The organism is Bifidobacterium tissieri, assembly GCF_002259645.1.
GTDB lineage: Bacteria > Actinomycetota > Actinomycetes > Actinomycetales > Bifidobacteriaceae > Galliscardovia > Galliscardovia tissieri.
Genome location: NZ_MWWV01000001.1, coordinates 36,093 through 50,230 on the forward strand (window position 1 = coordinate 36,093; position 14,138 = coordinate 50,230).

Annotated in this window: 17 protein-coding genes and 1 tRNA gene; 12 read left to right on the plus strand and 6 right to left on the minus strand. The window is 63.5% G+C overall.

From position 1 onward, the window contains the following. Positions 1-41 precede the first annotated feature (41 nt). The 4 genes from BTIS_RS00160 to BTIS_RS00175 form a co-directional block, all read right to left on the minus strand. Positions 42-578 (minus strand): F0F1 ATP synthase subunit B, encoded by a 537-nt coding sequence (locus BTIS_RS00160; RefSeq protein WP_190972733.1) that lies wholly within the window; start codon positions 576-578, stop codon positions 42-44. A 59-nt stretch (positions 579-637) separates the two neighbouring features. After that, a complete protein-coding gene (gene atpE, locus BTIS_RS00165) occupies positions 638-871 on the minus strand; it encodes an ATP synthase F0 subunit C (RefSeq protein WP_093960642.1) in 234 nt (77 codons plus the stop codon). A 167-nt stretch (positions 872-1,038) separates the two neighbouring features. After that, positions 1,039-1,863, minus strand: coding sequence for a F0F1 ATP synthase subunit A (gene atpB / locus BTIS_RS00170; protein WP_181160757.1), 825 nt, complete (start codon positions 1,861-1,863; stop codon positions 1,039-1,041). Positions 1,864-2,272: 409 nt separating this feature from the next. After that, entirely contained in the window at positions 2,273-3,307 is a 1,035-nt protein-coding gene (locus BTIS_RS00175; RefSeq protein ID WP_094661648.1) for a homoserine O-succinyltransferase, read from the minus strand. On the opposite strand from BTIS_RS00175, the gene BTIS_RS11600 reads away from it, so the two are divergent. Together BTIS_RS11600 and BTIS_RS00185 are read left to right on the plus strand one after the other, a co-directional pair. Continuing rightward, positions 3,306-3,545: a hypothetical protein gene (locus BTIS_RS11600; protein WP_143248817.1), complete on the plus strand. Its 240-nt coding sequence runs from the start codon at positions 3,306-3,308 to the stop codon at positions 3,543-3,545. The genes BTIS_RS00175 and BTIS_RS11600 overlap by 2 nt on opposite strands. Before the next feature lie 110 nt (positions 3,546-3,655). Continuing rightward, positions 3,656-3,729: transfer RNA gene (locus BTIS_RS00185), tRNA-Met, on the plus strand. On the opposite strand, the gene BTIS_RS00190 is transcribed toward BTIS_RS00185, so the two are convergent. After that, complete coding sequence (locus tag BTIS_RS00190) at positions 3,689-4,123, minus strand: helix-turn-helix domain-containing protein (RefSeq protein WP_338024198.1); 435 nt, start codon at positions 4,121-4,123, stop codon at positions 3,689-3,691. The genes BTIS_RS00185 and BTIS_RS00190 overlap by 41 nt on opposite strands. Before the next feature lie 224 nt (positions 4,124-4,347). Between BTIS_RS00190 and BTIS_RS00195 the strand changes: the two genes are divergently transcribed. The 8 genes from BTIS_RS00195 (at position 4,348) to BTIS_RS12260 (ending at position 8,933) form a co-directional block, all read left to right on the plus strand. Next, the gene (locus BTIS_RS00195) at positions 4,348-4,617 is read left to right on the plus strand and encodes an XRE family transcriptional regulator (RefSeq protein WP_094661650.1); all 270 of its coding nucleotides are present in this window, start codon (positions 4,348-4,350) and stop codon (positions 4,615-4,617) included. Between the two features lie 316 nt (positions 4,618-4,933). Beyond that, a complete protein-coding gene (locus BTIS_RS11780; protein ID WP_094661652.1) occupies positions 4,934-5,527 on the plus strand; it encodes a hypothetical protein in 594 nt (197 codons plus the stop codon). Position 5,528: 1 nt separating this feature from the next. Next, positions 5,529-6,758 (plus strand): helix-turn-helix domain-containing protein, encoded by a 1,230-nt coding sequence (locus BTIS_RS00210; RefSeq protein WP_094661653.1) that lies wholly within the window; start codon positions 5,529-5,531, stop codon positions 6,756-6,758. Between the two features lie 17 nt (positions 6,759-6,775). After that, a complete protein-coding gene (locus BTIS_RS11995) occupies positions 6,776-7,177 on the plus strand; it encodes a WhiB family transcriptional regulator (RefSeq protein ID WP_338024199.1) in 402 nt (133 codons plus the stop codon). Between the two features lie 13 nt (positions 7,178-7,190). Next, positions 7,191-7,598, plus strand: a complete 408-nt coding sequence (locus tag BTIS_RS00220; RefSeq protein ID WP_094661655.1) for a hypothetical protein — start codon at positions 7,191-7,193, stop codon at positions 7,596-7,598. A 77-nt stretch (positions 7,599-7,675) separates the two neighbouring features. Beyond that, positions 7,676-8,275, plus strand: a complete 600-nt coding sequence (locus BTIS_RS00225; RefSeq protein ID WP_094661656.1) for a ParA family protein — start codon at positions 7,676-7,678, stop codon at positions 8,273-8,275. After that, positions 8,265-8,513 (plus strand): macrolide ABC transporter ATP-binding protein, encoded by a 249-nt coding sequence (locus tag BTIS_RS00230; RefSeq protein ID WP_245819163.1) that lies wholly within the window; start codon positions 8,265-8,267, stop codon positions 8,511-8,513. Before BTIS_RS00225 ends, BTIS_RS00230 begins: the two co-directional genes overlap by 11 nt. Positions 8,514-8,537: 24 nt before the next feature. After that, entirely contained in the window at positions 8,538-8,933 is a 396-nt protein-coding gene (locus BTIS_RS12260; RefSeq protein WP_094661657.1) for a hypothetical protein, read from the plus strand. 117 nt (positions 8,934-9,050) lie between these two features. Here BTIS_RS12260 and BTIS_RS00240 read toward each other — a convergent pair whose 3' ends face one another. Beyond that, entirely contained in the window at positions 9,051-9,623 is a 573-nt protein-coding gene (locus tag BTIS_RS00240) for a PBECR4 domain-containing protein (protein ID WP_094661658.1), read from the minus strand. A 1,007-nt stretch (positions 9,624-10,630) separates the two neighbouring features. On the opposite strand from BTIS_RS00240, the gene BTIS_RS00250 reads away from it, so the two are divergent. Then, the gene (locus BTIS_RS00250) at positions 10,631-12,349 is read left to right on the plus strand and encodes an LPXTG cell wall anchor domain-containing protein (RefSeq protein WP_245819177.1); all 1,719 of its coding nucleotides are present in this window, start codon (positions 10,631-10,633) and stop codon (positions 12,347-12,349) included. Positions 12,350-12,592: 243 nt separating this feature from the next. Beyond that, positions 12,593-14,122: a SpaA isopeptide-forming pilin-related protein gene (locus BTIS_RS00255; RefSeq protein ID WP_094661660.1), complete on the plus strand. Its 1,530-nt coding sequence runs from the start codon at positions 12,593-12,595 to the stop codon at positions 14,120-14,122. Positions 14,123-14,138 lie beyond the last annotated feature (16 nt).

The window sequence follows — 14,138 nt, forward strand, 5'->3', positions numbered from 1 at the left end:
CCTCCTGCCTTTGTTCACGTGATGCACCGGTGCGGACGCCATTACTTGGCGGCCTTTCCGGCATCCTGCTTGTCGAGCTCGTCGAGCATGGAATCGATCATCGTGGACTGCACGTCGGCGTCGGCCAGCTTGTTGCCGAGGATCTTGCCGGCAAGCGCGGTGGCCAGTGCGCCGACTTCGCCCTTCAGGCTCACGAGAGCCTGCTGCTGCTGGGACTCGAGGGACTTCTGCGCGGTCGCGGTGATCTGCGCGGCATCGGCCTCGGCCTTGGTACGGGCGTCGGCGATGATGTGCGTGGCTTCGCTGCGGGCGTCGTCGCGAATCTTGGCGGCGTCGATGCGGGCGTTGTTCAGCTGGTCCTCATACTTCTTCTTCGCCGCGTCAGCCTCGGCCTGGGCCTTTTCGGCCTTGGCCATGCCGCCTTCGATCTTCGCGGTCCTCTCGTCGAAGATCGCCTGGAACTTCGGCAGGAAGAACTTGTAGAAGAAGATTGCGACGATGATCAGGATGACAGTCGACCAGAAAATGTCATAGGACTTCGGCAGGAACAGATCGATTCCGCCTTCGGCCATTGTCACCATATCCGCCTCCTTTCACTCGTATTGATAATGAATATCTCGTTATCTTCGAGTGCGGATCAGGCGGTGAAGATGAAGCCGGAGATGAAGCCGAGGAGGGCAAGGAACTCGATCAGACCGAAGCCGATCCACATCAGGGTCTGGATGCGGCCGCCCAGCTCAGGCTGGCGGGCGGTGGCCTCGATGGCCTTGCCGAAGACGATGCCGACGCCGATGCCGGGGCCGATGGCGGCGAGGCCGTAACCGATGGCGCTCAGATTACCGGTCACCTGAGCCAGAGTGATGAGATCCATTGTTGTTTCCTTTCTTTCAGTTCCGTACGCGACGAAACAAAAACTGCGGATGCTGTTCAGTTATACGATCTTGAATTATTCTTCGATATTTGGAAATATCAAGTGTTGTCGAGCGGGCTCATGGCACCATCTTGTGAACGGTTCCCGATGCCCGTCGTCCCTTCGGATCAGTCTTCCTCCGGGTAGCTCATGTTGATGTACACCGTGGAAAGCGTGGCGAAGATGAACGCCTGCAGGTAGGCCACGAAGGCCTCGAACAGGGTCATGATGAAGCCGCCCACGAAGGTGACCACGCCAGCGGCCATCATCATCTTGTTCTCGGTGATGATCAGGAAGAACTGGGTGGCGGAGAAGCACAGCGCCACGATCAGGTGGCCGGCGATCATATTGGCCAGAAGTCGCAGGGTCAGCGACGCCGGACGGATGATCAGGATATCGATGAGCTGCATCGGCACCAGCAGGATCAGCACCGGGAACGGCACTCCGGGAGGGGTGCATTCCTGCTTGAGGTAGCTGATCAGGCCCTGCTCGCGGCACGCGGCGATCCAATACTGCACAAACGTCCATGCGGCGAAGATCAGCGGCATCATGATCGTGGCCGTGGCCGCAACGTTCATGCCGGGGATGATGCCACACAGATTGAAGAAGAAGATCGTGAAGAAGATCGTGGTGATCATCGGCACGTAACGCTTGCCGCGCAGTTCGCCCATGACCTCATAGACGATCTTGTCACGAACGTATTCAATGCCCCACTCCACGAATCCCTGCCAACGCCCGGGGACCAGCTTCGCTCGGCTGGCGCTGATGCCAAGGACCAGCAGCATGATGATGGTCATAACCACGCGGATGAGAATGATGCGATTCATCGCGAACGGCGTGCCCGCAAACAGGATCTCCGGGGGAAGGAACTCGTCGATCTGGGGGATTTCGAGCCCTTCGCCCGCGGCGAGAGTCATGCCCGCTGCCCCCATCAATTCAGCAACACCTGCCATTGTTGCATGCCTCCTCTTTGTTGAACCTGAACCAATATAGCGCTTATCAGGCGCAATATGTGTCACCGACGTTAATTGGCCGACTGTACACCTACGTACAGGTTGGCAGTCTTCCTTTACCCTCATCAGGATACAGGATTTCCGACTATAGGGAACCACACAAACGTTCATATTCGGCCAGTTTTCAACGGCCGGCAGGAATGGCCGTCGATCCCCCACGAAATGTTAAGGCTCACATATCGAGAGGACTCAAAACGACATGAAATCTACGGTTGTCGAAATAACCGTTCCACGAATCTGGTATATCGGAACATCGGGCCAACACGCCTTTTCGCTGCAATTGCAGACCGCAGGAGATTCCCGGCGCGAGACACTCGACACACACCGGGAATCTCACTATATGGACACTTTAGTGCTCCACCACGCCGTATCCACAGCCGTCAAATGTATGGAAATCATCCCCACGCGGACCAGCCGGCGAACGACGATACCGGCGATCGGTCCCCAGCCGCTTCTCCGCACGCAGCTGCGGCACCTCGCGCAGATCGTACGGCGTGGTCTGATACACCCAGTTCAGCCAGTTGCGCCACAGCAGATTGGCATGCGCGCGCCACGCGAACAGCGGCTCCTGACTCGGATCGTCATGCGGGAAATAATTGATAGGGAACGGGACGTTCGTCAGCCCGCGCGACATATCGCGCTCATACTCCTCGGCCAGCGTCCACTTGCCATACTCCCAATGACCCAGCGCGAACACCTCGGAGAAGTCGCGGGTCGCCACCAGTCCGGGACCGCTCTCCGGCCCCCAGGTCAGCACCTGCAGATCCTCATTGGCGCGGATGTCACGCAGATCCACGTCGGCCAGACGGGAGTGCGGCTGTAGCGCGATCTCGTCGAACCCATTGGTGATGAAGCAGTACTCATCCTGCAGACGCTGCGGGAACACACCGAAGATCTTCTGATCCAACACATGCTTGCGCACGCCGTACCGGTGATACAGCGCGCCCATCGCGCCCCAGCACAGGTACATGGTGGAAAACACATGCGTGCCCGCCCAGTCGAGAATGCGGCAGAACTCATCCCAGTAGTCCACATCCTCAAACGGCATATGCTCCACGGGCGCGCCGGTGACCACCAGACCGTCGTAGTAGTTATCCTCGAATGCGTCAAGATTCTCATAGAACTTGAGCAGATGGTCGCGGCTCACATGCGTGGACTCATGCGTCGATGTCTTCATGAAGTCCACATCCACCTGCAACGGGGACTTGGAGATCAGACGAAGCAGCTGCGTTTCCGTCTCGATCTTCTTGGGCATCAGGTTGAGGATCACCAGACGCAGCGGTCGCACGCGCTGCTGTTCGGCGTCGGCTTTCTCCAACGCGAAGATGCGCTCTGAATCGAGTATGGCACGGGCGGGCAGCCCCTCAGGAATCTTGATAGGCATGTCATCATTATTGCAGTGCCATGTAAATCGCGCACGAGGAGTTGAATTCCGAGGCAAATTCCGGCATCGCACAACCGCACAACCGCACGACACCGACACCGACACCAACACCAACACCAACACCAACACCAACACCAACACCAACACCAACACCAACACCAACACCAACACCAACACCAACACCAACACCAAAGGATCGGCATATCCCATTACACACAGCAATGCGACACGCCGATGAACGCCAATCTTTCCAACATTTTTCTCACATCATACACAGCCGCCGCCCACAACGATTTGACATATTCCAGCAAAACCGTAAGCTATATTGATGTTGCCAATCAAGGCCGACGCGGGGTGGAGCAGCTCGGTAGCTCGCTGGGCTCATAACCCAGAGGTCCATGGTTCAAATCCATGCCCCGCTACAAATTCGGTCTCTGAAAGGAGACCAGCGAAGAACCGTGGTTCGGTATTACCGACCACGGTTTTTTCGTTTACCTGAAGGCGCGCTACAAATTCCTCGTCTTGGCAGTAATAAGTGTCGTCAATCAGGTCGTCGACGGTGACGCCCAGTTCACGCGCGGCAAGATACAGCTGTTCCAGCTTTATCTTCGTGGTGCCGTTGAGCATCTGAGTCACTGCCGGACGGGTCACCCCCATCGCCTTCGCAAGATCTTTCTGCAACTTTCCAGTCAGCCTCATGTACCGGCGAATGTTATACCGCACCACATCAGCAAAACGAGCGGCGGCTTTCTCTCTATCCGCTGACACAAGATCCACAGCTTCCGTCACTGTCATATTAAATCCCTCCGTTTCCATCCAACTCAAGTCATCATATCAAACGAAAGTTAGAAAATCTAAACTTAATCAAGGCAGCAACTTCAGGCAATCATCTCCTCAGCGCTGAAATTTCAACAAAAATGCCAACCACCAAGATTTCAATCAGTCGCATGCATATGTAAGTTAGTTTTCCTAACTTGAAGATATTTATTCTTCCCTGTATTGTGAGGTTAGAAAATCTAACTTCTAGGGATCGGAGAGGCATGTCAAACATGAAACGGTGGCTGCGCGAGATGGGCATTCCCAGCTCTCAATTGGCCATCCAGACAAACCAATCCCGATCCAGCATCACTCAGAAGTTGAATCGCAAAACCGAATGGCAGCGACGAGACTGCCTGCTGATCCGAGAACTGTATGGCCTGTCCTCGGATTTCATTCAGGACCTTATTCCCTACGAGACGGAATTCCCTTCCGGGATCGCGAAGGGAGGCGATAACTCACTGTCGAAGCGCTGCGGGCTTACTGCTCGTTGAGTGTTCGTTGATAGAGGTGGCCGGCTCTCCAGGATCTGGAAATGGTGGAGGGCCGGCCGTGCAAATAACCGTTCCCGGGCGTTGAAAATGTCGCCAAACGTTTTCGCCCGGGTTGAGTCAAGGAGTTATCGCACATGCATGATTTTACGAGTTCAGCTTGTGCTTCCCTGAGTGCCTTCAAGGATAGGGCTGTTCGGGATTCGCGGAGTTTGGAAAACGATGGGTTGTCGTCCCGTGTCCCGGACGGCATGGTGGACGGGTATGCCGCGGTGTTGCGGTCGATGGTGGATCATCCCGCCGGATCGGGGGTGTTGTGATGCTTGGTTCGTGTCTGTTGTCGGTGGCGCGGGATCTGTCCGTGTTGGAGACGCCGTCGGATGGTTCCCGGTTCCTGTCGGATCGTTGTCTGGGATTCGATGACCGTGTGCTGGCGTATGAGCGTGTGCATGGTCGTGTCTCGTCGCTGCGCGCGTTGGTGGATGCCGGTCGCGCGTTGGGTGCCAGGCATTGCTCGTGGCTGGAGGTTCCGGTGGTGCGCGCCGATGGCGGTACCGGTCTGGATGCGTTGAAGGCGGATCTTCTGGGGTTCTTCGCGGCGCGTGCCGGTCTGGGCTCGTGTCGTGTGGAGTTCGGTGCGGAGTCGTTGCGTCTGGATGCGGGTTCGCGTCCGGCCACGGATCGTCTGTTCGTGGCCTGGATGGGCGCGGAGTCGTGGCGGGCCGCGATGTGGGGTTTGACGTGTCTGAATGCGGGGCTGCCGTTGACGGTCTCGAATCGTGATGATTTCTATGCCGGGGTGGCCCATCATCTGCTGGACCCGGAGGCTGTGGCCGTGGATGTGTCCCCGGCGTTCGTGCTGGGCATGCGCCTGGGCGCGGAGTCGGGCGATCGTCTGCTTGGAGGTGAGTGACGTGACCGTGGTGACGATGGTGTGGGTGCAGAAGAACGTGACCTGCGTGGGCAATTCCACGAAGGCGGTCCTGGCGTATCTGGCGTTCCGCGCGCATTTCGATGACGGGACGGCGTCGTGGCCCGCTGTGGATACGATCTCGCATGATCTGGGCATCGGACGGCGTACGGTGCAGCGCGCGATGGATCGTCTTCTGGAGATGGGGCTGATCGAGTACGGGCAGCAGGATTTCGCCGGGTTCAATCCGAAGACGGGCGAGTCGGTGCGTCAGGATCGTCGCACGGTGGTGTGGAACGTGGTGTGCCGTGACATTCCCGCCGAGGCGGTCGAGGAGCCTGTGGGGGACGATTCCCCCGCCGGGTCCGGTGATGAGGTCGATGGCGTGGTCGACGGCGTCGATGAGGCCGGTGTGGAGGGTCGGGAGACCGGTTCCGGACAAAATGACGCCCCGTGCCCGGAGGCTGAACGGGGTGACATTTTGTCAGAAAAACGTGACATTTTGTCAGAAAAACGTGACAAAATGTCACCCAATATACATAGAAATACATTTAAATACATTTCCCCCTCTGTCCCCCAAGGGGACATCTCCCCCTGCGGGGGCGATCCCGATGATGCTGTTCCCGTCGATGGTGCTGATGCCGGTGGCGGCGGTTCCGCGGATGCGGATGGGTTCCTGTCCTGGTTCGAGGGAAGACGTGCCGATCTGGGGTTGCCCCGGCGCGGGTTCACGGATCGTGACCGTCGCGCGGTCGTCTCGCTGCTGGATCGTCTCTCGGCCGATGGCGTGGCGGATGCCGTGGGCGAGGCGCGGCGGGTGTGCGATCACGCGTTCTCGGAGCCGCGTCTGGTCCGGCGTGTGACATCCCCGCGTCAGCTGGCGCGCCTGTTCGACGAGCTGCGCGACGATCTGGCGTTGGCGGATCACGCGGCCGGCCCCGGTGGCACGTATGGCGTGCCGGATGATCTCGAGCATCGCTGCCGCAGGCTGCTGGACGGTCTGACGGTCGAGGACGGCAACGACGGGTTCATGGCCCGGCGCGAGTTGCGCAGGCTGCTGCGCGAGGGCGTGGGCGAGGCCGAGGCGCTGGAGGCGGCTCTGGAGGCGGGCCGGGCCTGCCAGGCGAGTCTGGACGCGGAGCGGCGCGAGCGGGCCGACCGGTCCAGGCCGCGTCGGGATGGGTTCCGTCCGTCGTTCGCGGGCAATCCGTTGTATCGGGGGGCCGACGCGTGAGCGGCATGGATGGCGCGATGTGCGTCAGGGTCGCGGCGCGTAGCCGGGAGCTGGCCGATCGGATGTTCGCGGTCCCGGCTGCGGGTCGTGCCGATCGTCGGGCCCGCAGCGCGGCCAGGCGGCTGTGCGATGTGTGCCCGGTGCGGGATCTGTGCCTGTCGGAGACGCTGGTGCGGCGCACGCGGGACGATGTGCTGGCGGGTGGTCTGACGTATCAGGAGCGGTGCGTGCTGAGCCATGAGATCGCCGATGATCTGGGCGTGACCCTGCGGGGCATGTCGGTCCTGTCGTCGGATGCGGTGCTGTCGTGGCTGCGCGACCATCCCGGCGCGGTGGAGCGCGCCAGGGCGCGTACCCGCGCCTACTGGCGTAGTTTCAAGCATCCTCATGGCGTGCGGGTGCAGGGAAGGCTGTTCTAGGGGCGTGGTTTCCATGATGTTTCTGCAGATGTTCGACGGGTCGCCCGATGTGGGTCTGATCGTGCCGTTGGCGAGGGTCCGCGCCGACGGTCCGGTCGAGTTCCTGGCGTCGGGCTGGCCCGGGCTGGCGCGTGACTGCGTTCCGGCGGCCCGTGCGGCGGCCGACGCTCTGGTGGGCCGGTATGGTCTGGTCTCGGTCGACGCGCCGGAGGACGGTGGCCCGTTGCTGCTGGCGTTGGATTCCTCGCGGTCCGGGTCGTCGCGGCTGCTGATGGAGGTCGGGTTCTCGGTGCGTCCCCTGCGCATGCGGGGGATGCGGGTGCGGTCCGGCCGCGCGTCGGATGTGTGCTGGGCGTTGGACGGGTTCCTGTCCCGGATGGACGCCGGTCCGCGTCATGCGGCCGTCGCCCGGACGGTGTGACGGTATGGCGGTATCGGGGTGTTCCGGTGCGTGCCGTTGTCGGTTTTTGGTTTTTGGAGTTTTCAGGGAGTTTGGTCATGATCGTGACGATCGCGAATGCGAAGGGCGGGGTGGCGAAGACCACCAGCGCGATGTTTCTGGCGGCGGCGTATGCGCGCCGGTTCGAGTCCTCGGTGCCGGTGGTGCTGGACGCGGACCCGCAGGCGTCGGCGAGTCTGTGGAGGGATCTCGTCGAGGATTCGGGCGGGTGTCTTGGGTTTGATGTGGCGGCGGCGAATCTGAGCACGCTGCGTCGGCTGGACCGGGTGCGGGCGGGCTCGTTCGTGGTGGTGGACGCGCCGCCGCAGGGCCGGCTGCTGGAGACCGCGATCGGGGTGGCCGATTTCGTGGTGGTGCCCTCGTCGGATAGTCCTCTGGATCTGCAGCAGGCGTGGGCGACGTTGGCGGCGGTCCCGCGGGAGCGGCCGGCGGCGGTTCTGCTGGCGCGTGTGGAGCCGGGCACGACGGCGTATGCGCGGAGCGTGTCGGCGCTTGAGGGGGCGTCGACTCCCCGGTTCGACGCGGTGGTGCGCAAGCGTCAGGATCTCAAGCGGTGCATGGGCCGGTGTCCGTCGAAGCTGTGGGAGTACGGGCAGGTGCTCGACGAGCTGCTGGAGGTGGTCCGGGATGGTGAGTGATCTCGCGTACAGGCCCTCGAGGCCGCGTCCGGCGTCCGGCTCGCCGTTGGACGTCGTGTTCGCCGCCGGCGGCCGGTCCCGTGCCTCGTCCGTGTCGGATGAGGGGTGGGCGAAGACGTCGGTCGCGATGCGCCGGTCGACCCGTCGCAGGGTGAAGCTGTTCGCCCTGGAGCATGACATGAGCATGCAGGAGGTCGTTGATCTGGCGTTGATGGAGTATCTGTCCGGCCGGGAGTGACGGCCGTGCTGTTGAAGGGAGTTCATGATGAGCATTTCGAGGTCGGATCTGCCGTATCTGAGGTCGCTGCGCGCGGTGGAGCGGGTGTCCTGGCATGACGGTCGGGCGAGGATCCGGTATACGGAGGAGTTCCGTCGCATGGCGGCCAGGCGGTATCGGGAGGGCGAGTCGCCGGCCAGGATCTTCCGCGAGGCGGGTCTGGATTCCGCGATGATCGGCTACAAGCGCATCGAGCGGTGCATCGCGCGCTGGCGTGATCTGCCAGACGGGGACGCGGCCGCGCCGTCCGCGACGCGGGTTCCGGCCGCGCCCGTGCGGCGTCGGGCCCGTTCCTCGGGTGATCGTGCGACGGTGCGGGCGCTGTCGTATCGGGTCGCGGAGCTGGAGGGCCGGATAGCGGAGCTGGAGACGCGTCTCTGATTGGCCGGCGGGGTGCCCGGTGGGGGTCGTGCGGGTTTGAACCGCACCCCGGTTGTTGGACTGGAGTGATTCAGGTTCGATGATCGGAGGCGCGGTTCGGTATTGCCCGGTTCCGCCTTATTTCGGCGTGATGGTGCGGGAGCCGGTCAATGGGTGCAGGACGGTTCCGACCTGTTGTATCGATCGGCTTGTTATGCTCACATTACGGACCGTTCGCGGCGCGTATACATCGGCATCGGGATCCAGAGGCGGTTCGTCTGCAAGAGTGACGCCGATGCACCATTGGCTCGTGCCGAGGAAATACCGGTAGTCCGAGCTGGCGGATTCGGCGATATATTTGACGCTTTCGGGCATGAGCAGCATCATCGGCAGGACGGACAGCTTATCGTTTGTGATTCCTCTGTTGTGGGAATGTCTGATGTTCAGGCCCTTTGTCTTTCCTGATAATAGGGCATCGAAGAACACTTCGGATCTCACGGGCTTGTTCTTCCGCCTATAGAGGCGTTGGGGAACCGTGCATTCGAGTCCACACAGGTGCATGAAGTGGTGCTTTTGCCAGTGGATGTCAAGCGCCATGCCGTTGAACTCGATGATGGTGTGCCGACCGAGTAGACCTTCTTTATAGGTTACGGCCAAAGGTCGGAGTCGTTCGATAACGGCGGGGATGTCGTCGTCCCTGCCGTATCCCATCGAATCACTCCTCCGTAAAGTATGTAAGCCGGGGAAACGCGACTTTCCCCCGGCCCCGCTGTTCGGGATCCGTGTTTGTATGGCCCTCTGCTAGGCGGCCCGTGACGCGAACGGGCCTACGGGAGGTTCGGTCTTGCGACCGCTTCGCCTTCTCCCAAGGCTAGGTGTCTCTATCGTGGCCGCCGCGGGCAGCGACTTCTGACATCACGGCAGAGGATCCCAAGGTGCGGTAAGCTCAAGCATCAGCCCCGACCTCCGGACGGGAAGAGGAGCATGGGCCAAGCTATGCCTTAAAGGTATCGTCATCTCGCGACGTTTGAGTCCGCTTGCGGGCGAATCGATCCCGATTTTGGTATCCATGGGCATCCAATCCGCCGCAGTCTCGATGTTAGATATAACAAATCGAACACCGAGACTATACTGGCTGATGAGTTTTATTGACTTACTGCGTCCGGGCCTGCTGCAACAGGCCCGGACGTTTTTTCATGTTCAGGCGGAGACGGTCGAGGCGCGCACGCTGTCGGCCAACCATTGATCCACATCCTCCTTCCGATACACCACCATCCTCGCGGACGGCTTGATGAACCTGGGCCCCTTCCCCGTGTACCGCAACCGGGCGGCATGCGCCGATGATGGCGCGGCCGTCTCGAGGAACCGCGTATCCGGCAGTCCATGAGCCGCCCTTAATAAACCACGTCCAGCTTTCGGGGCGCGGTTCGGTTCGTCTGGCCCCTTTTCCCGTTTCGTTCCGGGGGTATTGCGGTATTGCGGTTCTTCGGTTTGCCGCATGTTCGGGGTTTTTGGTTTTCCAAACTCCGTCCGCGTCGTTCGGGGTTTGATGGTTGTCGGCCCCTTCGGGGGCTGATTTCCATTTCCATTTTCGGGGGACGGGCCGGCCTTGCCGGTCCCGTTCCCGATGGGGATCGGGATCCGTGGGTTTTCGGAGGAGAGTTTTCATGGTTGTTCGGGCCGGTGTGAGGGCGTGCGCGACGGGTGTGGCCCTGGCGATGCTGCTGTCCCCGGTGGGGGCGGTGGCGGCGGATGGCGCGGCCGGCGTCCCGTCGTGGCTGTCGTCGTCGGTGGACGGGAGTGTGCTGCCGGGTGGCGAGGGCGAGTATGAGGCGCTGCTGGATCTGTCGGGCGAGGCCCCGGTGTGGCGTGCCGGCCTGGTGGTCTCGTTCGATGCGCGGCGGCTGGCGGTGGATCCCTCGATGGTGAGGGTTTCGGATGGTTCGGGCCGTGATGTGACGGGCATGTTCAACGTGCAGGTGTCGGCCGGCCGCGTGTATGTGTTCGCCAGGCTGGTGGACACGACGCTGGGGGACGGGACCGTGGTTCCCGCCGGCGTCCAGCCGTCGGATCTTGCGGCGTATGCCGCGTCGGACGGGTCGGGTCGTGACCCGTCGCGTGATCCCGGCGTGGACCGGTCGCTGGCGGGCGGGTCGTATCGTGTGCGGGTGCCGTGGCGTGTGACGGGCGTGGGGGATGGTTCGTCGCTGCGCGCGTCGGTGTCCAGGGTCGTCGATGCGGATCGTCGTGACGGGAACGTCGTGACGGGTGCGCTGGGCCGTGTGGAGCCGGGCCGTGACGTGGTCACGACGGTGGGCGGTGATTCCGCGGCGGGCATGTCGGTGTGGCTGGGTTCCTCGTTTTTGTACCGGATGGATTCGGGCGTGCTGCCCGCGGGCCGTGTGTCGGCGGTGTCGGCGTGGGGCGTGGAGTCGGGCGTGGATCCGGCCGTGGACCGGCTGACGGGTCGTTGGGCGGTGTACGCGGCCAGGGACCTGCATGGCGTGGACGGTGGTCTGCTGGCGGCGCGCGGCGCGCGCATCGGCGGCGATGGCGTGGACACGTCCGGGTTCGGCGGGGATCTGTTCACCGCGTCCATAAACCCGGATTCGGGTGCGGTGCGCGTGGATGCCACGGACCTGTACCGGCGTGTGGTGGACGCGCATATGGACCGGGATGCCGGGTGGCGCGTCTACGTGCAGGCCACGCGCGTCGCGGCCGCGGATCGTGTGGACTGGCGGTTCACGATGACGCTCAACGGGGAGTCCGTCTCCTCGTCGGCGTGGACGCGCACCCCCGGTTCGACGCCGTCGCTGAGCGTGGAGTCGTGGGACTCGCGTAGTGGGAGGTCGGCCGGGGACCGGGATTCCTCGGCGGATGCGCTGACCGGCGTGGCTGATGGGGAGCGGATCGTGTTCACGGTCGCGAACACGAGTTCGGACGCATGGTTCCGCGCTTCGGACCTGCATCTGGAGGATCGGGCGGTCGTCGGCGACGGCACGGTCACGGATCTCGCGTACCCGTCCGGATGGGATTCGCTGCTGCTCGCCCCGGGGCAGAGCGTGGACGTGGCGGGCACGCTGTCGGGGTTCACCGGTGACCGGCGCACGGGCAGGACGACGGTGTCGGCACGGCCGTTGACCGAATGCCCGGCCGACGGGGACATGGCCGGCCGCGTCGAGGCCGGGGGGCGCGAGCTGTGCCGGGACACGACGGTGGTCTCGCGTGCCGACGACTGGTCCGGCATGCGCGCCGCGGCCCGGACGTCCAGGCTCGCGGCGACCGGCGCGGTGATCGCCGACATGGTCGTGGCGATGGCCGCGGCCGTGGCGGGCGGCGTGCTGTTCCTGCTGTACCGGCATGGCGTGCGGCGGATGGGTTCCCCTCCCGCGGGCCGCGGCCATGACCCGGAGGGGCCGCATGGCGGGCGCCGGTAGGGGCCGCGGCCGGCCGTTCATTCTTCCCGCGTCCCTCGGGGCGCGGGCGCGGGGCGGGCCTTGGTGGCGTGACACGCACGCCCGTCCCCGTCCGACACATGCACATCGTCCAGGAAAGGAGCGTCGACACACCGACTCATCACCACGCCGTCCCGTCGGGGCGGCCATGAAACCGTACGCAGCACAATATGACAGCAGTCAGCGGGGAGGCCACGGCCTTTCCGGGGAAAAGAGGAACATATCATGAGCAACACCACCACCATCCGCCGCATCGTCGCACCGACCGCCGCGATCCTGGTCGCCGCGGCCACCCTCGGCGCCGGGGCCCTCACGGCGAACGCGGCCGGCGCCGCGCCGACGGCGAACGCGTCCATCACGCTGACCGCCGCGTCCGGCGATCTCGTCGGCCACACGTTCGACGTGTACCGCGTCGGCTCCTACACCAACTACGGCAACTGGAACAACGACGCGGACGGCAAGATCGACTCCGCCGACGTGGTCAACGCCGACACTGCCGCCGCCAACTGGCTCAAGGCCGCCGGCATCAAGGCCGACGCGGCCGCGGGCCATGACGAGGCCGGCACCATCGCCTCGGGCAACGCGCAGGCCGCGCATGACGCGGCCGCCGCCCTGGCCGCCGCCAAGGACAAGCCGCAGGCCGTGCAGGCCGGCATCGCCGTCGCCCCGGACGCCAAGGACAAGACCACCCTGACGATCAACGGCCTCGAGGAGGGCTACTACCTGATCGTCGACTCCAACGGCCTGCCCCTGCTCGTGGGCACCAAGATCAACGGCAAGGACCTCGACACCCAGGCCCTCGGCGTCGCCGTGGTCAAGTCCACCAGCGTGTCCGTCACGAAGAGCGGCGCGGGCGACTCCACGATCGGCGCGACCGTGAGCTACACCGTCACCTTCAAGGTCCCGGACAAGAACGCCAACCCGACGAAGCTGTCCTACGAGGACGTCGCCACCGACCTGTCCGTCAACCCCGACTCCATCAGGGTCAAGGTCGGCGACGGCGAGGCCGCCGCCCCCGCCAAGGGCACCGTGACCATGAAGGACGGCAACGCCGGCTTCACCTACGTGGCCGACGGGCTGCTCGCCGACGCGAACTACGGCAAGACCGTGACCATCACCTACACGGCCACCGTCACCGGCAAGGACCCGTCCAACACCGGTACCGTGCACGCCACCCTCGACGGCAAGGACCACACCGGCACCACGCCCGAGGGGCCCGTCACCCTCGCCAACTTCGACTTCCGCATCCACAAGACCAACAACGACGGCAAGGTCGCATTGCAGAACGCCGGCTTCGTCATCAAGGCCGCGGACGGCAAGTACATGAAGTTCGACCAGGGCAAGTGGGCCAAGGTCGACGCGAAGGACGACCAGGCGGCCGTCGCGGCCGGCGCGGAAGCCAGGACCGGCGCCGACGGCTTCCTCAGCTTCGAGGGTCTGGGCGACGGCACGTACACCGTCACCGAGACCACCGTGCCCGACGGATACATCAAGGCGCCGGCCCAGTTCACGATCACGATCGACAACAAGGCCCACACGGGCACGGTGAAGGGCGTCGGCGCGAACAACGGGCTCACCCCGAGCGCCACCATCAAGGACGGCGGCCAGGTCGAGGTCCACAACCTCAACAGCATCACCCAGCTGCCGCAGACCGGCGCCGCCGGCGTGTACGTCCTGGCGGGCACCGCCGCGCTCCTCGCCCTGGCGGGCGGCGCGACCTACGCCCTCAAGCGCAGGCAGCAGACGGCCGCCTGACGCGCGGCGCCCCTCC